Origin of the sequence: Streptomyces sp. Ru72, from assembly GCF_002920635.1 — a bacterium.
GTDB lineage: Bacteria > Actinomycetota > Actinomycetes > Streptomycetales > Streptomycetaceae > Streptomyces.
This window is the reverse complement of sequence record NZ_PQSR01000059.1, coordinates 1-16099: the sequence shown is the minus strand read 5'-3', so window position 1 is coordinate 16099 and position 16099 is coordinate 1. Positions and strand designations below refer to the sequence as shown.

The window sequence follows — 16099 nt, the reverse complement described above, 5'->3', positions numbered from 1 at the left end:
CTCGTTCGGAGCCCTGCCGCTCCGGGCGGGAAGCAGGAAGCACCGAGCAGGAGAGGTGAGTCGCATGACCGATGTCGCGACAGGGCGTCGTAGTCGGATCACCCCCGAGCGCGAGGCCGAGTTGTACGAGGCCGTGCTCGACCTGCTCCGCGAAGTCGGCTACGACGCCCTGACGATGGACGCCGTGGCGGCCCGCACCCGGTCAAGCAAGGCGACGCTCTACCGCCAGTGGGGCGGCAAGGCCGAGCTGGTGGCGAAGGCGATCCGGCACGGCAAGCCGAGCCGCTTCGCGGAGGTGGACACCGGGTCTCTGCGGGGCGACTTCCAGGCCCTCACGGCACACCAGGACGACTGCACCATGGCGCAGAACCACGCCCTGATGCGGGGTCTGGCCATGGCGACGCACACCAACCCCGACCTTCAGCGGGCGTTCCGCGAGCACCTGATCGAACCGGAGAGGGAAGAGTTCCGGCGCGTGCTGCAGCGGGCCGTCGACCGCGGGGAGATCCGCGCGGACAACCCGGCGCTGCAGTACGTGGTGCACATGTTGATCGGTGCCTTCGCCACGCGCTCCCTCATCGACAACCAGCCGCCCACGCAGGCGTTCCTGCGCTCGTACATCGACGCCGTGGTCCTCCCCGCCCTCGGCGCGCCCACCACCTGACCCGTCCCCCGAGCAGGCCCCCACCTGACGTCACCGCTCACGTCGTCGGGCTGATCACCTCTGCCCTGAAAACCCCACGACTGACCGGGAGTACGCCCTCGTGGCCACTTTTCTCCACAGACTCGGCCGTCTCGCCTTCCGGCGACGGCACCTCGTCGCCCTGATCTGGGTGGCGCTGCTGACGCTCGCGGGCGTCGGTGCCGCCAGTGCCCCGGCGGCGGGCTCCTCCTCCTTCTCCATCCCCGGCACCGAGGCCCAGAAGGCCTTCGACCTGCTCGAACAGCGCTTCCCGGGGATGAACGCCGACGGTGCGACCGCCCGCGTCGTCTTCAAGGCGCCCGGCGGGGAGAAGGTGACGGCCAAGGACAACAAGGCGGCCGTCGAGAAGGCCGTCAGGGAGCTGCGCTCCGGCTCCGAAGTGGTCTCCGTCACCGATCCGTTCACCGCGCACGCCGTCAGCAAGAACGGCACGATCGCGTACGCGCAGGTGAAGTACAAGGTCTCCGGGATGGAGCTGAAGGACTCCTCCAGGGACGCCCTCCAGGAGGCCGCGCGGGACGCGCGGGGCGACGGGCTGACCGTCGAGATCGGCGGTGACGCGCTGCAGGCCGCACCGGAGACGGGCGCGACCGAGGTCATCGGCATCGCGGTCGCCGCGGTCGTCCTCGTCATCACCTTCGGTTCCCTGGTGGCGGCCGGGCTGCCGCTGCTCACGGCCCTGATCGGCGTCGGCATCGGCGTCTCCTCGATCACGGCGCTGGCGAACGCGCTGGACCTCGGCACCACGACCTCCACGCTGGCGATGATGATCGGCCTCGCGGTCGGCATCGACTACGCGCTGTTCATCGTCTCCCGCTACCGCGCCGAGCTGGCCGAGGGCCGTGAGCGCGAGGAGGCGGCGGGCCGGGCGGTCGGCACGGCGGGTTCGGCGGTGGTCTTCGCGGGCCTGACCGTGGTGATCGCGCTGGTGGGCCTGTCGGTCGTGAACATCCCGATGCTGACGAAGATGGGCGTCGCGGCGGCCGGCACCGTGGCCATCGCGGTCCTGATCGCGCTGACGCTGATCCCGGCGCTGCTCGGCCACGCGGGGCGCAGGGTCAAGCCGGCGGGAGAGAAGAGCAGGCTGCTGGGTGGCGGCCGGGCCGCCGCCGGTAAGAAGGACAGGCCGAACATGGGCGCGCGCTGGGCGAGCTTCGTCGTGCGCCGCCCGGTCGCCGTCCTGCTGCTCGGTGTGGTCGGCCTCGGTGCCGCGGCCGTTCCGGCGTCCCAGCTGGAACTGGGCCTGCCGGACGACGGTTCCCAGCCGACGTCCACGACCCAGCGCCGGGCCTACGACCTGCTGTCGGAGGGCTTCGGGCCCGGCTTCAACGGGCCGCTGACGGTCGTGGTCGACGCGAAGGCGAGCGAGGACCCGAAGGCGGCGGTCGCGACGGTGACCGACGACATCAAGGGCCTGAAGGACGTCACGACGGTCACGCCGGCGACGTACAACAAGGCGGGCGACACCGCGGTGATCACGGTCGTACCCGGATCCAAGCCGTCATCGACGACCACCGAGGACCTGGTGCGCGGCATCCGGGACACCGGCGCCGGGCGGGCGGCGAAGACGGGCGCCGAGTTGCTGGTCACCGGCACGACGGCGATGAACATCGACTTCTCGCAGAAGCTCAACGACGCGCTGATCCCGTACCTGGCGCTGGTGGTCGGACTCGCCTTCCTCCTCCTGATCGTGGTCTTCCGCTCGATCCTGGTTCCGCTGAAGGCGGCGCTCGGCTTCCTGCTCTCGGTGACGGCGGCGCTCGGTGCGGTGGTCGCGGTGTTCCAGTGGGGCTGGCTGTCCGGCCTGCTGGGCGTCCAGCAGACGGGCCCGATCATGTCGATGATGCCGATCTTCATGGTGGGCGTGGTGTTCGGCCTGGCGATGGACTACGAGGTCTTCCTCGTCACCCGTATGCGTGAGGCGTACGTCCACGGGGAGAGCCCCGGCCAGGCGATCGTGACCGGCTTCCGGCACGGTGCGCGGGTGGTGACGGCGGCGGCCGTCATCATGATCGCGGTGTTCTCCGGCTTCATCGGCTCCAGCGAGTCGATGATCAAGATGATCGGCTTCGGTCTCGCGATCGCGGTGTTCTTCGACGCGTTCGTGGTCCGGATGGCGCTGGTTCCGGCGGTGCTGGCGCTGCTGGGCCGCCGGGCGTGGTGGCTGCCGAAGTGGCTGGACCGGGCACTGCCGAACGTGGACGTCGAGGGCGAGGGCCTGCGCGCGGCGGCCGACGCGGCCGATCGCCGGGACCCGGACGCCGATCAGGACCGGGAGCTGGCGCGGGTCTGAGCGACTGGGCCTGAACGCGAACGGGGCGCCTCACCGGTGGGTGGGGCGCCCTGTCGTGCGGGTGCGTCGTGGCCGACTCTGAGGACGGCTCGGCGGCCGGGCGCCCTGAGCGGGGCGTTCGACGCTCGCCCTCACCGTCGCCCCCCACCACCGGAATTCGTTCGTGACCTCCGTATCCGGCAGCTAACCTGCCGTTCATGACGACGCCCGCGACGCCCGCAGGAGAATCAGGAGCCCACCCCCGCTTCGCCGAAGCCCTCGAAGAGCTGGGGCTCGGCGCGCTCCACGCCGAGATCCGCCGCTTCCCGGACGCGACCCGAACCGCCGCCGAGGCCGCCGCCGCGATCGGGTGCGAGCTCAGCCAGATCTGCAAGTCACTGGTCTTCGCGGTGTGGGGGTCCCCCCTGCTCGAGCGGAGCCGAGATCTTGGGGGAGGGGAGCCGGTGCTCGTCCTCATGGACGGAGCGTCACGGGTGGACGTGGAGCGCCTGCGCGAGGAACTGGGCGCCGAGAAGGTCACCCGGGCCAAGCCCGAGGTCGTACGGGAGACCACCGGGTACGCGATCGGTGGCGTGCCGCCCTTCGGGCACCGTACGAGGACCCGTGTCCTCGCCGACCGCGCGCTGCTCGACCACGAGACCGTGTGGGCCGCCGCCGGCACTCCCCACACCGTGTTCCCCATGGACCCGAAGTCACTGATCGCCCACGCGGGCGGCACTCTGGTGGACGTGCGCGAGCAGACCCCGTGACGCCCGCCGTCGCCATGGCGGTGCTGCTCGCCGCCGTCACGCACGCCAGCTGGAACGCCATCGCCCACCGCATCACCGACAAGCTGGTCGGCTTCACGCTCATCTCGGGCGGTGGCGCTCTCATCGGGCTGTTGACGGCCCCGGTCACGGCGTTTCCGGCGGCGCGGGCGTGGCCGTACCTCCTCACGTCCTCCGCCATTCACATCGCCTACTACGCCCTGCTCATGCGTTCCTTCCGGCTCGGCGACTTCGGGCAGGCGTACCCCATCGCGCGCGGCACCGCGCCCCTGGTCGTCACCGTGCTGGCGGCGGTGTTCGCCCACGAGGTGCCGGACGGCTGGGCGGCGACGGGCGTCGCCGTGTCGTGCGCCGGGCTTACCGGGGTCGCGCTGTGGGGGCTGCGCGGGCGCCGACCGAACTGGGCGGCCATCGGCGCGGCGCTCGCGACGGGTCTGACGATCGCGGCGTACACCGTGGTGGACGGGCTGGGCGTCCGGGCGTCGGGGTCGTCGTTCGGTTACATCGCCTGGCTGATGGCCGTGCAGGGGGTCGTCATCCCCGCGTACGCCTGGTACCGGTGGCGGGGCGAACTCACCGTCCGGCTCCGGCCGTTCGCGGCGCTCGGGCTGCTCGGCTCCGTGCTGTCCGTGGCGGCGTACGCCCTGGTGCTGTGGGCCCAGACCCGGGCGGAGCTGGCTCCCATCGCCGCCCTGCGCGAGTCCTCGATCATCGTCGGCGCGGCCATCGGCGCCGTCTTCTTCAAGGAGCGGTTCGGCCTTCCGCGGATCGCGGCGGCCGGGCTGGTGGTGGTCGGGATCGGGCTGATGCTGCACGCCGGTTAGTCGACGCGTCGGGCTTGGTCCCGTAGGCATGCCGCGATTGCCGCCGGAACGGCCCTGTTGCTCTGCTTCGGGGGTACCGGCACCGCAGCCGTGGATGGGGAGGCGCCGTCGTCGAGCGTGGGTAGTTCTCTGGGGCGCAAGGTGTCGTGGGTGAAGTACCGGTCGAGCGGCAATGGCTGCGACGGTGTCAGGCTCGCGAGCGGGCAGGCGACTCTTCCCACGTCCGAGACCGGATGGAAGTACTGGGAAACGTCGTCATGACCGCAATGAAGGCTCCTCTCGGGCGCCGAACCTGGCTCATCGGATGTGCCCTGGCGTCGGCTTTCTCCCTTGCTTCCTGTACCTCCGACGGCGACCCTGGGCCGGCTCACCCGTCATCGTCGGTGAGTGCGACAGCGCGATCCTCGCAGTCATCGGAAAAGAAGCTCACTGCGGAGGTGCAGTCGGCTCTTGCAGCCGGCGCAACCGAGCAGAATGCCATGGTCGAGTCAGGGGTGGAGCGCGTCACCGATGGCGTGCACTCCGTGCCTTTGCTGAACAAGGGAGTGACCTACAGGCTGTCCGTCGTATGCGCCGGCAGCGGAGATGTGGAGATCGCGTTCACCCCGGCCGGCGTGTCGTCGAAGAAGGACGTTTCCTGCGATCAGTCCACATTCCAGCAGCGATTCACCGCCGTGGACTCGCTGCGCATCGATGTCACCGCCAGGCGTGGTTCGACGGGGATGATCAGGTGGCGAATCGACAGGGTCTGACCCGTCGGCTTTGCTCCCACGCCGGCCCCTGGTCGCCTTGGTGGCTTCCAGGGGCCCGACTGACGAAGTCGCTCTCGTACCCCCTGGTGACGAAAGTCGGGCCGCCGGCGGTCCGGATGGGGCTGATGCCGTCCGCCGGGTAGTCGACGAGGGAACGCTCGCCCGCTGGGGGAGCATGGGAAGCGCATCAGTCACCCTGGGATCAGGAAGTTGACGTCATGAAAGACAAGCTCACCGTGAGCGTCCTCGGTACCGGCATCATGGGCGCCGCGATGGCCCGCAACATCGCCCGCGCCGGGCACACCGTCCGCGCCTGGAACCGCACCCGTGACAAGGCCGAGCCGCTCGCCGCCGACGGCGCGGAGATCGCCGGCACCCCCGCCGAGGCGGTGCGGGATGCCGACGTCGTCCTGACCATGCTCTACGACGGCGCCACAGTCCTGCAGGTCATGCGGGAGGCCGCCGACGCCCTGCGCCCCGGCACCGCCTGGGTGCAGTCCACCACGGCCGGGATCGAGGCCACCGGTGAGCTGGCCGCCTTCGCCCGGGAGCACGGCCTGGCCTTCTACGACGCCCCTGTGCTCGGCACCCGCCAGCCCGCGGAGGCCGGGCAGCTGACCGTCCTCGCCGCCGGGCCCGCCGAGGGGCGGGAGGCGGTGACGCCCGTCTTCGACGCCGTCGGCGCCCGTACGCTGTGGACCGGTCAGGACGGTGCGGCGGGCAGCGCCAGCCGGCTGAAGCTGGTGGCCAACAGCTGGGTCCTCGCCGCCACGGCCGCGACCGGCGAGGTACTGGCCCTGGCCAAGGCCCTGGACGTGGACCCGCGGAAGTTCTTCGACATCATCGCGGGCGGCCCGCTGGACATGGGCTACCTGCACGCCAAGGCCGATCTCCTCCTGAAAGGCACGCTGACCCCGGCCAGTTTCGCCGTGGCGACGGCCGAGAAGGACGCCCGTCTGATCGTCCGGGCCGGGGAGGAGCACGGAGTCCGCCTCGACGTGGCCGCTGCGACCGCCGAACGCCTCGCCCGCGCCGCCGCCCAGGGCCACGCCGACGAGGACATGGCCGCCGCGTACTTCGCGAGCTTCGAGGAGAAGTCCGGTTCCTGAAGGGTCCGGAGGATTCCGGAGGTGCCCGCGCCGTGCATCGGGGGACGAGGAGGAGCACCCTGGAATCAGCGGTTCCGGAGGTGATCGTCATGGCTATGCACACCGCAGTCGGATGGCATGTGGAACTCGAGTTCGAGGAGGACGATCAGCGGACGCGGGCGGCGGCGCTTGTCCGGCTGCCCGACGGCAAGGAGGTCCGGGCACGCGGGTACGCCAGCCGCCACCGCTCGGACGCGAATCAGCCGCGCGTCGGTGAGGAGATCGCGGGGGCGCGTGCGCTGAACGAGCTGGCGATGCAGCTGCTCACGAAGGCGCACGACGAGATCGACGAGGCGTCGGGGCGGACGTCGCACCCGCTGACGTTCCACTGACCCCCACAGCGGGACAGGAGTGGTGCGGGTCGCCCGCGGTGCCCGCACGTCGAGGCGTGCGGGCACCGTCGCGCCGTGCCCGGCTACGCCAGTGCCGTACGCACCGCCCGAACCAGCGCCTGTGCCCGGGGGTCCGCCGTCACGCTCTTGTGGAAGCCGTTCGTCACATAACCGAAGGCGATGCCCGACTCCGGGTCCGCGAAGCCCAGTGCGCCGCCGCGGCCGGGGTGGCCGAAGGAGCCGGGGGCGAGCAGCGGGGACGCGCTGCCGTGGAGCATGTAGCCGAGGCCGAAGCGGGTGGGGACCACCAGTACGCGGTCCGGGCCCGCCGAGGCTTCCCGGCGGGCCAGCTCCACCGTCGAGGGGGAGAAGAGGCGTACGCCGTCCACCTCGCCGGTCAGCGCCGCGTAGAAGCGGGCCAGCGCGTCGGCCGTCGCGATGCCGTTCGACGCGGGCAGCACCGCCGACCGGTAGGCGGGGTCGTTCTCGTCTGGCAGGGGGGTGATCGCCGCGAAGGCACGGCGGGTCAGGCCGGCGGGGTCCGCGTACGCGTCGGCGACCGCGCGCTTGGGCCGGGTGCGCAGGCCACCCTCCCGGGCCGGGGCCTCGATGGGGCCGACGCGGCCCACCCGGTGCGCCTCCGCCTCCGGCAGGCCCACCCACAGGTCCAGGCCCAGCGGCCCGGCGATCTCGGTGGCGATCCACTCGCCGATCGAACGGCCCGTGGCCCGGCGGACCAGCTCACTTGTCAGCCAGCTGTACGTCTGCGCGTGGTAGCCGTGGTCCGTGCCCGGCTCCCAGGCGGGGGCCTGCCCGGCCAGCACCGTGGCCGCCAGATCGGGGTCGGCGGCCTCGGCCGGGGTGAGCGGGCGGTCCAGGACCGGTACGCCCGCCCGGTGCGCCAGGACGTGCCGCACCGTCGTGCGTTCCTTGCCCTGCGCCTTGTACTCCGGCCAGTGGTGTCCGACCGGCGCGTCCAGGTCCACCTCCCCGCGCTCGGCCAGCATCAGCAGCACGGCCGCCGCGACGCCCTTGGTCGCCGAGCGCACGATCTGCGCCGTCTCCCGCAGCCAGGGCGCCGTGCCGTCGACGTCCTTCGTACCGCCCCACAGGTCCACGACCTTGCGGCCGTCCCGGTAGACGGCGACCGCGGCCCCGCGCTCGCCGAGCGCCTCGAAGTTCCGTACGAACGCCTCCCTGACCGGCTCGAAGCCCTCGGCCACACCGCCGTTCACGTCCACGTCCGCACTCCCGTCCCGATCCTCGATGGCCGATCGCCTGCGACTATGGGCGTAACACGCGCCTGGAGCCTGCGATTCCTGCGGTTCCTCAGCCCAGCACAATCGTTACATCGATGTTCCCGCGGGTGGCGTTCGAGTAGGGGCACACCTCGTGGGCCGCCTCCACGAGCCGGGCCGCGACCTCCTGGTCGAGGACGGGCAGCGAGACGGTCAGGGCGACCGCGAGGCCGTAGCCGCGCTGCTTGTTGGGGCCGATGCCGACCTTGGCGGCCACGGTGGAGCCGGTCAGGTCGTAGCCCTCGCGGTTGCCGACGAGGATCAGCGCGTTGTGGAAGCAGGAGCTGTAGCCGGCCGCGAACAGCTGCTCGGGGTTGGTGCCGCTGCCGTCGCCGCCCAGCTCCGGTGGCATGGCCACCTTCAGCGCGATGTGGCCGTCCTGACTGGTCACGTACCCGTCGCGGCCGCCGTGCGCGGTGGCCTCGGCGACGTACATGATCTTCTTTGGACGGGTGTCGACAGCGGTGCCGTCAGACATGGTCAACCTCCCCCGGAACAGTGCGCACAAGTACATCGCGCACAAGGTACCGACTGGTAGGTCGATTCCCGTTACCAGGGGGTAGGAACCACGGGTAACCCGAGATCAGCGGGTACGGTCCGCCGCGACCTCCGCCTTCTCCGCCAGGCGCCACAGCTCCTCGCGCAGCTGGACGATCTCCGGGCCGTCGAGCCCCGTCGCCGTGAGAAGGGCGCCGGGCACGCCCGCAGCGCGCTCCCGCAGCTCCTCCCCGCGCGCGGTGAGCGCGACGAGCACCGACCGCTCGTCCCGCGCCGACCGCTCACGCCGGACCAGGCCCGCCGCCTGAAGGCGCTTCAGCAGCGGGGAGACGGTGCCGTAGTCGAGCCGCAGGGCGGCCGCCAGCTCCTTGACCGTCGTCTCGCCGCGCTCCCACAGGACCAGCAGGACGAGGTACTGCGGGTAGGTGAGACCGAGGTCGTCGAGGAGCGGACGGTACACGGCCGTCACCGCGCGCTGGGCGGCGTACAGCGCGAAGCACAGCTGGTCGTCCAGGAGTAGTGAGCCGTCCATCTCCTCGTTCGTCACGCGCCCATTGTCACGGACCGCGGATCGAAGCCGAAGGGCAGTTCCAGACGGTGGGCGCGCATCAGCTCGTCGTCGGCGAGCAGATCGGCGGTCCTGCCGTCCGCCGCGATCACACCGTCGCTCAGGATCAGGGAGCGGGGGCACAGCTCCAGGGCGTACGGCAGGTCGTGCGTGACCATGAGTACCGTCACGTCCAACGACCTGAGGATGTCGGCGAGTTCGCGACGCGAGGCCGGGTCCAGGTTGGAGGACGGCTCGTCCAGGACCAGGATCTCCGGCTCCATGGCGAGAACGGTCGCCACGGCCACCCGGCGGCGCTGACCGAAGGAGAGGTGGTGCGGCGGGCGGTCCTTGAACTCCGCCATGCCGACCCGTTCGAGGGCGCGGTCGACGCGCTGCTCCAGCTCCGGGCCCTTCAGTCCGGCCGCCGCCGGTCCGAACGCCACGTCCTCGCGGACCGTCGGCATGAACAACTGGTCGTCCGGGTCCTGGAAGACGATCCCGACCCGGCGGCGGATCTGAGCCATGTGCCGCTTGCCGACCGGGAGTCCGGCGACCGTCACCGTGCCCGTGCCGCCGGTCAGGATGCCGTTGAGGTGCAGCACGAGCGTGGTCTTCCCGGCGCCGTTCGGCCCGAGCAGCGCGACGCGTTCGCCGCGCTCGATGCGGAAGTCCACGCCGAACAGGGCCTGGTGGCCGTCCGGGTAGGCGAAGGCCAGCCCGGCCACTTCGAGTGAAGGTGTCACAGCATCCATCCCAGCAGGCAGACGACGAGGGCGGCGACGGGCAGGGCGAGGGCGTACGACCACTGCGCACGGGACGCGGTCACCTCGTCGATGACCGGCATCGAGCCGGAGTAGCCCCGGCTGACCATGGCCAGGTGCACGCGCTCGCCCCGTTCGTAGGAGCGGATGAACAGCGCGCCCGCCGACTTCGCGAGCACGCCCCAGTGGCGGACGCCGCGCGCCTCGAAGCCGCGGGACTCCCGCGCGATCCGCATCCGGCGCATCTCGTCGGTGATGACGTCGCCGTAGCGGATCATGAAGGAGGCGATCTGCACCAGCAGGGGCGGGAGCTTCAGGCGCTGCAGGCCGAGGAGCAGTTCGCGCAGCTCGGTGGTGGCGGCGAGCAGGACGGAGGCGGCAACGCCGAGGGTGCCCTTGGCGAGGACGTTCCACGCGCCCCACAGGCCGTTCACGCTCAGCGAGAGCCCGAGGACGTCGACGCCCCCGCCCTCCGCCACGAACGGCATGAGCACCGCGAACGCGACGAACGGCACCTCGATCAGCAGCCGCTTCAGCAGGAACCCGGCGGGCACGCGGGCCGCGTACGCGACGAGGGCGAGGAGGACGGCGTACAGCGCGAACGCCCACATCGCCTCGCGTGGGGTGGAGACCACGACGACCACGAAGGCGAACGCGGCGGCGAGCTTGGTGTGCGGCGGCAGGGCGTGCACGGGGGAGTGCCCGTGCCGGTACAGCCGATGGGCGTGGCCGGCACCCATGTCAGCTCGTCTGCGAGGGTTCGGCCGTGCGCCGCCTGCGGACGGCCCAGAAGACCGTGCTGCCCGCGACCACGGTGACGCCGACGCCGATCACTCCCGCGAGGCCGCCGGAGAGGCGGGCGTCGGCGATGTCCTTGACCCCGTAGTCGGCGAGCGGGGAGTCGGCCGCCGCGTGCGGCTCGGCCTTCCGGTCGATGCCCTGGTCCTCGGCGACCTTCTCCAGGCCGTCCGGGCTGGCCGAGGCGTAGAAGCTGACGAAGCCGGCGAGGACGAGAGAGGCCACCAGGCCGGTGATCCACAGCTTGCGGTGGTGGGGGAGCGCGCCGGCCACCGGGACGGCGGGCGCGGCGGCGGGTGCGTCGACCAGCTGACCGTTCACCCGCAGCTTGAGCTTCTGCTCCAGGCCCCGCGCGCCGTACACGAGGTCGGGCCGTACGGCGATGACGGCGCCGACCGTGAGCGCGGTGATCGTGGCCTCGCCGATGCCGATGAGGACGTGGACGCCGACCATCGCGGTGGCGACCTTGGAGATGGCCACGTCGGTCGTACCACCCACGGCGTAGATCAGCGTGAAGGCGACCGCGGCGGCCGGCACCGAGATCAGCGCGGCGACGAAGGAGGCGACGGTGACCGAGCGCCGCCTGCGCGGCAGCACCTTCACCAGGACCCGGAAGACGGCGTACGAGACGACGGTCGTCACCACCGCCATGTCGGTGATGTTCACGCCGAGCGCGGTCAGGCCGCCGTCCGCGAAGAGGATGCCCTGCATGAGCAGGACGACCGAGACGCACAGGACCCCGGTGCAGGGCCCCACGAGTATCGCGGCCAGCGCGCCGCCCAGTAGATGACCGCTGGTGCCCGCGGCGACCGGGAAGTTCAGCATCTGGACCGCGAAGATGAACGCGGCCACCAGGCCGGCCAGCGGAGCGGTGCGCTCGTCGAGCTCACGCCGGGCGCCTTTCAGGCTGACCGCCAGGGCGCCGGCCGCGAGGACACCGGTCGCGGCGGAGGTGGGGGCGTTGATGAATCCGTCCGGGACATGCACCGTTCGAGGATACCGGCTTATTGCGACTCTTTTGCAAGAGCTTGTGTGTCGTGAAAAGTGCTGGAGCGCGCACTGTGGCAAGCGACACTCGCATCGGAGGCCGGTGGCGCCCATATGTGCGACATTGGATGGGTAGCGGATTCACAGCTGCTGCTTGGGTGACGCAGCGTGAGGAGTGGTCCGATGTCCGTAGTGGAACAGTACGCGCGAGCCCATGTCGTCACCGACTCCCCGGAAACTCCTGACGCCGTCCCCGTCGTCCTGCGCTACGACCCGGACGCCGACCCGCGCTCGGTGCGCATCGGCCTGCCCGGCCCGCACGAGTGGGCCTTCTCCCGGGACCTCCTGGAGCAGGGCCTGAGCGCTCCGGCGGGTACGGGCGAGGTCCGCATCTGGCCGTGCGGCCGGGTCCAGGCCGTGATGGAGTTCCATTCGCCGCAGGGCGTGGAAGTGGTGCAGTTCGAGTCGAAGGCCCTGATGCGGTTCCTGCGCCGGACGTACACCGTGGGCGCGGGGCCGGGGCGGTAGGGCGTCCGCCCGCGGGATCGGCTTCCCGCCGGCGGGACAACTTCCGGCTCGGGGACGGTCGCGTGCCGGGGCTCAGCCTCCAGCTCGTCGGACGGCTCCCGTGCCGGGGTTCAGCCTCCAGCTCGCCGGAGGCTCGCGTGCCGGGGTTCAGCCTCCAGCTCGTCGGACGGCTCGCGTGCCGGGGTTCAGCCTCCAGCTCGCCGGAGGCTCGCGTGCCGGGGTTCAGCCTCCAGCTCGCCGGAGGCTCGCGTGCCGGGGTTCAGCCTTCAGCTCGTCGGACGGCTCGCGTCCCAGGGTTCAGCCTTCAGCTCGTCGGACGGCTCCCGTGCCGGGGCTCAGCTCCCCGCGCGCAGGAGCGCCGCCACGATGGGGCCCGCAGTGTCGCCGCCGTGGCCGCCCGCCTGGACCACGCCCGCTGCGGCCAGGTCGCCCTTGTAGGCCGTGAACCAGCCGTTCGGCTTCTTCTGGCCGTCGACCTCCGCCGAACCCGTCTTCGCGCCGGCGTCCGGGCCCAGGCCCGCCATCGCCTTGGCGGCCGTGCCGTACGCCGCCGTGTACTGCATGACCTCCTTCAGCTCGGACCGGGTCTTCGCGGACATCGTGCGCGAGGCCTTCGCGAGTGTCCGGTCGTCCACCGTCGGGGACACCAGGTACGGCTGGCGGAAGACACCGGTCTGAACCGTCGCGGCCACCGACGCCATGTTCAGCGGGTTCATGCGCACCCCGCCCTGCCCGATCAGCGAGGCGCCCATCTGCGCGCCGCTCTGCACCGGGATCGAGCCGTCGAAGGTGGGGACGCCGATGGACCAGTTGTCCATGCCGAGGCCGTAGACCTGCTGGGCCTCCTCGGTCAGGGCGCTGTCGGACAGCTTCGGCGCGAAGTTGATGAAGGCGTTGTTGCAGGAGGCCGCGAAGCTCAGCTTGAACGAGCCCTGCTTGATCTCGGAGTCGTCGTCGTTGTGGAACGTCCAGCCGGCCAGCTTGTAGGTCTTGGGGCACGGGTGCGACGCCTCGGGGGTCACGAGCCCCTTCTCGAACAGCATCGTCGACGTGATGATCTTCATCGTGGAGCCGGGGGCCAACGAGCCCTGGAAGGCGACGTTGAAGCCGTGGCTGGTGTTGGCGACGGCGAGGATCTCGCCGGTCGACGGGCGCATGACGACGACCGAGGCGTTCGCCTGCTTGGCGACCTGCTGCTCGGCAGCCGCCTGGAGCGTCGGACTCAGCGTCGTCTTCAGCGTGCCCGGCGTGCCCTCGCTCAGCGTCACCAGCGTCTTGTCGGGCGTCTTCTCCTTGCCCTTCGCCGCCGCCTTGCGCACGATCCGCAGCTCGATGCCGGCCTTGCCACCGGCCTTCTTGCCGTACTTCTCGCGCAAGCCGTCCAGCACCGTGCCCAGCGACGGGTACTTGGCCGCGGTGATCTCGCCACCCTCGCGGTCGGTCGCCTTGACCGGGGGTGTGCCGGCCTCGCCGGTCACCAGACGGTCGCCGTCCGTCAGGTCCGGGTGCACCACCGACGGCTGCCACCGCACCAGCGGCACGCCGTCGGTCGCGCGCCGCACCACGGTCAGCTTCGAGTCGTACGTGAACGGCTTGCTCACGCCCTGGTAGGACACCGTGGCCTTGACGGAGAAGGGGACCGTCGCCCCGGTGGGGGTGCCGGGGGTCAGCGTGACGCCCGTGATGTGCGCGTCCTTGCGGTAGCCGGTCAGCGCCGCGGTCGCGGCCGCCGAGTCGTTCGTGGCACCCGCCGCCTTCGCCACGTCGCCCCGCTGCCAGGCCGTGAGGAACGCCGTGGCCGTCGTACGGACCTCTGAGGCGGACGGCGGCCCGATCCTCACCAGCTTCCGGTGGCCCGACGCCGCGTTGCGGTCGTCGGCCGCCGCACCGCCGCCCAGCAGGCTGTAGGCGCCGACGGCCCCGCCCAGCCCGACGACGGCGATCAGCCCGCCGATCACCAGCGGCCGGCTGTTGTTGCGCCCGGCGACGCGCCTTCTCTTGCCCACAGCTCCCGGTCCTCCGCAGTCCCCAGGTCCCCCAGTACCCTCACAGTCCTCAACGAGAACAACACACTAGAGTCCCGCGGTGACACGGGTGACTTCAGCTGCCCGTTCGTAGCACAGCTGCGACAATAGGACCGGCCGCGTCGCCGCCGTGCCCGCCCTCCTGGGTCATGGCCGCCGCCGCGATGTCGCCCCGGTAGCCGGTGAACCAGCTGTTGGACTTCGCCTGCCCGTCGACCTCCGCCGAGCCGGTCTTCGCGCCGATGTCACCGCTGAGCCCCGACATCACCTGCGCGGCGGTGCCCTGGGTCGCCGTCAGCCGCATCATCGCCCGCAGCTGCGCGACCGTGCTCGCGGACAGCCCCTTGGCGGTGGCCAGTTCGCGGTGGTCGAGGTCGGGGGAGACCAGGTACGGCTGCCGGAACGTGCCCGTGATCGCGGTCGCCGTGACCGACGCCATGTTCAGAGGGCTCATCTGGACCTGGCCCTGGCCGATCATGTTGGCCGCGGTGTCCGGGCCGCCGGAGGCGGGCACCGAGCCGTCGAAGGAGACGATGCCGGTCTTCCAGTCGTCTCGTCCGAGCCCGAAGCGGTCCTCGGCCTCCCGGGTGAGCGAGTCGACCTTCACCTCGTCCGCGTACTTCACGAACGCCGTGTTGCACGACCGCATGAAACTGTTCGCCAACGTGGCCTTCTCGTCGGGGGCCATGTTCTTGAGGTTGTGGAACGTCTGGCTCTGCCACACGGCCGTGTCGGGGCAGGGCGCGGGGCCGTTCATGGTGGTGATGCCGTTGTCGATGAGCGTCGCCGCGGTGATGATCTTCATGGTGGAACCCGGGGCGAGCCGCCCCTCGAACGCCGCGTTGAACTCGTCCCGGCGGTGGTTGGCGACCGCGAGCACCTCACCCGTGCTCGGCTTGACCGCCACCACGGACGACTCCGCGTACTTCTGGACGGCCCGCTCCGCTGCGGCCTGCACGGTGGCGCTGAGCGTGGTGTGCAGCTTGCCGGGCTTGCCCTCGGCGAGCGTCAGCAGGGTCTTGCCGGGCGCGTTGGCGTCGGCGCGCTGGACGGACAGCTCGATGCCGGGAGTGCCCCCGGCCGCGTCGCCGTACTTCTGGCGCAGGGCGTCCAGAATCGGACCGAGGGAGGGGTACTTGTCCCTCGTCAGCACCGCTCCGTTGCGGTCCACCGCCTCGATGGGCGGGGCCTTGGCCTCCCCGGTGACGAGCGTGTCGCCCTTCTGCAGGGCCGGATGGACGACGGACGGCTGCCAGTCGACCAGCGCCCGCCCGGTGGTCACGCCGCGCACGACGGTCAGCCTGCTGTCGTAGGCGAGCGGCTTGGACTTCCCCTCGTAGGACACGGTCGCTTTCACGGAGAACGGCAGCGTGTCGCCGCTGGGCGCGCCCGGCGTGATGTGCACACCGGTGATGTGCGCACTGGATCCGTAGGCGGTGAGCAACTGCCCCGCGGCCTCGGCGTTGTTCGTGTAGGAGGCCGCGGTGGCCGCGTCCCCCTTCTCCCAGGCGGCGAAGAACTTGCCGGTCGCCTCCTTGACCTCATCGGCCGACGGCGGCCCGGACTTCACCTGCGCGGCCCCTTGGGAACCGCCCCCCGAGCTCTCGTTCAGCGCGCTCAGCACGTTGTAGGCGCCGTATCCGGCCCCTCCCACCATCACCGCGAACACCCCGCCCACGATGACGACCTTGACCCCCTTGCGCATGGCGCACAGCCCCCTCCCCGTAGTCCTCGCACTGTAGGCAGCCCGAGGGGCGGCTGGGGGCTGCGTGGTCGTTCGTTGTCGAAGAGTGATCAGGAATATGACCGAAACCCCCATATCCAGCCACATATGTG

General features: G+C 71.2%; 16 protein-coding genes. 8 read left to right on the top strand and 8 right to left on the bottom strand.

Annotation, left to right across the window (positions count from 1 at the left end; translation table 11 throughout):
• The first annotated feature begins 64 nt into the window (after positions 1-64).
• From C3488_RS24660 to C3488_RS24630, 7 genes are all read left to right on the top strand, one after another.
• Positions 65-664 carry a TetR/AcrR family transcriptional regulator gene (locus C3488_RS24660; RefSeq protein ID WP_103842891.1) on the top strand — a complete coding sequence of 200 codons (600 nt, stop codon included), beginning with the start codon at positions 65-67 and terminating at the stop codon, positions 662-664.
• A 100-nt stretch (positions 665-764) separates the two neighbouring features.
• Positions 765-2996, top strand: coding sequence for an MMPL family transporter (locus C3488_RS24655; RefSeq protein WP_103842889.1), 2232 nt, complete (start codon positions 765-767; stop codon positions 2994-2996).
• Between the two features lie 197 nt (positions 2997-3193).
• Entirely contained in the window at positions 3194-3745 is a 552-nt protein-coding gene (locus C3488_RS24650; RefSeq protein ID WP_103842887.1) for a YbaK/EbsC family protein, read from the top strand.
• Positions 3742-4587, top strand: coding sequence for a DMT family transporter (locus tag C3488_RS24645; protein ID WP_103842885.1), 846 nt, complete (start codon positions 3742-3744; stop codon positions 4585-4587). Before C3488_RS24650 ends, C3488_RS24645 begins: the two co-directional genes overlap by 4 nt.
• 257 nt (positions 4588-4844) lie before the next feature.
• Positions 4845-5339 (top strand): hypothetical protein, encoded by a 495-nt coding sequence (locus C3488_RS41775; protein WP_258053628.1) that lies wholly within the window; start codon positions 4845-4847, stop codon positions 5337-5339.
• A 218-nt stretch (positions 5340-5557) separates the two neighbouring features.
• Positions 5558-6448, top strand: coding sequence for an NAD(P)-dependent oxidoreductase (locus C3488_RS24635; protein WP_103842881.1), 891 nt, complete (start codon positions 5558-5560; stop codon positions 6446-6448).
• 89 nt (positions 6449-6537) lie between these two features.
• Positions 6538-6819, top strand: a complete 282-nt coding sequence (locus C3488_RS24630; protein ID WP_103842944.1) for a DUF1876 domain-containing protein — start codon at positions 6538-6540, stop codon at positions 6817-6819.
• 83 nt (positions 6820-6902) lie between these two features.
• Here the strand turns inward: C3488_RS24630 and C3488_RS24625 are convergent, their stop codons facing one another.
• The 6 genes from C3488_RS24625 to C3488_RS24600 form a co-directional block, all read right to left on the bottom strand.
• Positions 6903-8060, bottom strand: coding sequence for a serine hydrolase domain-containing protein (locus tag C3488_RS24625; RefSeq protein ID WP_103842879.1), 1158 nt, complete (start codon positions 8058-8060; stop codon positions 6903-6905).
• Positions 8061-8148: 88 nt separating this feature from the next.
• Positions 8149-8595 carry an organic hydroperoxide resistance protein gene (locus C3488_RS24620; RefSeq protein WP_103842878.1) on the bottom strand — a complete coding sequence of 149 codons (447 nt, stop codon included), beginning with the start codon at positions 8593-8595 and terminating at the stop codon, positions 8149-8151.
• Between the two features lie 105 nt (positions 8596-8700).
• Positions 8701-9162, bottom strand: coding sequence for a MarR family winged helix-turn-helix transcriptional regulator (locus C3488_RS24615; protein WP_103842876.1), 462 nt, complete (start codon positions 9160-9162; stop codon positions 8701-8703).
• Positions 9159-9917, bottom strand: a complete 759-nt coding sequence (locus C3488_RS24610; protein ID WP_103842874.1) for an energy-coupling factor ABC transporter ATP-binding protein — start codon at positions 9915-9917, stop codon at positions 9159-9161. The genes C3488_RS24615 and C3488_RS24610 overlap by 4 nt, the downstream gene beginning before the upstream one ends.
• Positions 9905-10666: a cobalt ECF transporter T component CbiQ gene (gene cbiQ / locus C3488_RS24605; protein WP_103842872.1), complete on the bottom strand. Its 762-nt coding sequence runs from the start codon at positions 10664-10666 to the stop codon at positions 9905-9907. Before cbiQ ends, C3488_RS24610 begins: the two co-directional genes overlap by 13 nt.
• Position 10667: 1 nt before the next feature.
• The gene (locus tag C3488_RS24600) at positions 10668-11711 is read right to left on the bottom strand and encodes an energy-coupling factor ABC transporter permease (protein ID WP_103842870.1); all 1044 of its coding nucleotides are present in this window, start codon (positions 11709-11711) and stop codon (positions 10668-10670) included.
• A gap of 183 nt (positions 11712-11894) precedes the next feature.
• On the opposite strand from C3488_RS24600, the gene C3488_RS24595 reads away from it, so the two are divergent.
• Positions 11895-12239: an SsgA family sporulation/cell division regulator gene (locus C3488_RS24595; RefSeq protein ID WP_103842868.1), complete on the top strand. Its 345-nt coding sequence runs from the start codon at positions 11895-11897 to the stop codon at positions 12237-12239.
• A 335-nt stretch (positions 12240-12574) separates the two neighbouring features.
• On the opposite strand, the gene C3488_RS24590 is transcribed toward C3488_RS24595, so the two are convergent.
• Positions 12575-14245, bottom strand: coding sequence for a penicillin-binding transpeptidase domain-containing protein (locus C3488_RS24590; RefSeq protein WP_103842866.1), 1671 nt, complete (start codon positions 14243-14245; stop codon positions 12575-12577).
• Positions 14246-14339: 94 nt separating this feature from the next.
• Positions 14340-15968 carry a penicillin-binding transpeptidase domain-containing protein gene (locus tag C3488_RS24585; protein ID WP_103842864.1) on the bottom strand — a complete coding sequence of 543 codons (1629 nt, stop codon included), beginning with the start codon at positions 15966-15968 and terminating at the stop codon, positions 14340-14342.
• Positions 15969-16099 lie beyond the last annotated feature (131 nt).

Excerpts from the sequence above, each read along its gene's own strand:
- C3488_RS24610 (WP_103842874.1), bottom strand. The coding sequence starts at position 9,917 with ATGGATGCTGTGACACCTTCACTCGAAGTGGCCGGGCTGGCCTTCGCC.
- C3488_RS24630 (WP_103842944.1), top strand. The coding sequence starts at position 6,538 with ATGGCTATGCACACCGCAGTCGGATGGCATGTGGAACTCGAGTTCGAG.
- C3488_RS24620 (WP_103842878.1), bottom strand. The coding sequence starts at position 8,595 with ATGTCTGACGGCACCGCTGTCGACACCCGTCCAAAGAAGATCATGTAC.
- cbiQ (WP_103842872.1), bottom strand. The coding sequence starts at position 10,666 with ATGGGTGCCGGCCACGCCCATCGGCTGTACCGGCACGGGCACTCCCCC.
- C3488_RS24585 (WP_103842864.1), bottom strand. The coding sequence starts at position 15,968 with ATGCGCAAGGGGGTCAAGGTCGTCATCGTGGGCGGGGTGTTCGCGGTG.
- C3488_RS24635 (WP_103842881.1), top strand. The coding sequence starts at position 5,558 with ATGAAAGACAAGCTCACCGTGAGCGTCCTCGGTACCGGCATCATGGGC.
- C3488_RS24595 (WP_103842868.1), top strand. The coding sequence starts at position 11,895 with ATGTCCGTAGTGGAACAGTACGCGCGAGCCCATGTCGTCACCGACTCC.
- C3488_RS24660 (WP_103842891.1), top strand. The coding sequence starts at position 65 with ATGACCGATGTCGCGACAGGGCGTCGTAGTCGGATCACCCCCGAGCGC.
- C3488_RS24650 (WP_103842887.1), top strand. The coding sequence starts at position 3,194 with ATGACGACGCCCGCGACGCCCGCAGGAGAATCAGGAGCCCACCCCCGC.
- C3488_RS41775 (WP_258053628.1), top strand. The coding sequence starts at position 4,845 with ATGACCGCAATGAAGGCTCCTCTCGGGCGCCGAACCTGGCTCATCGGA.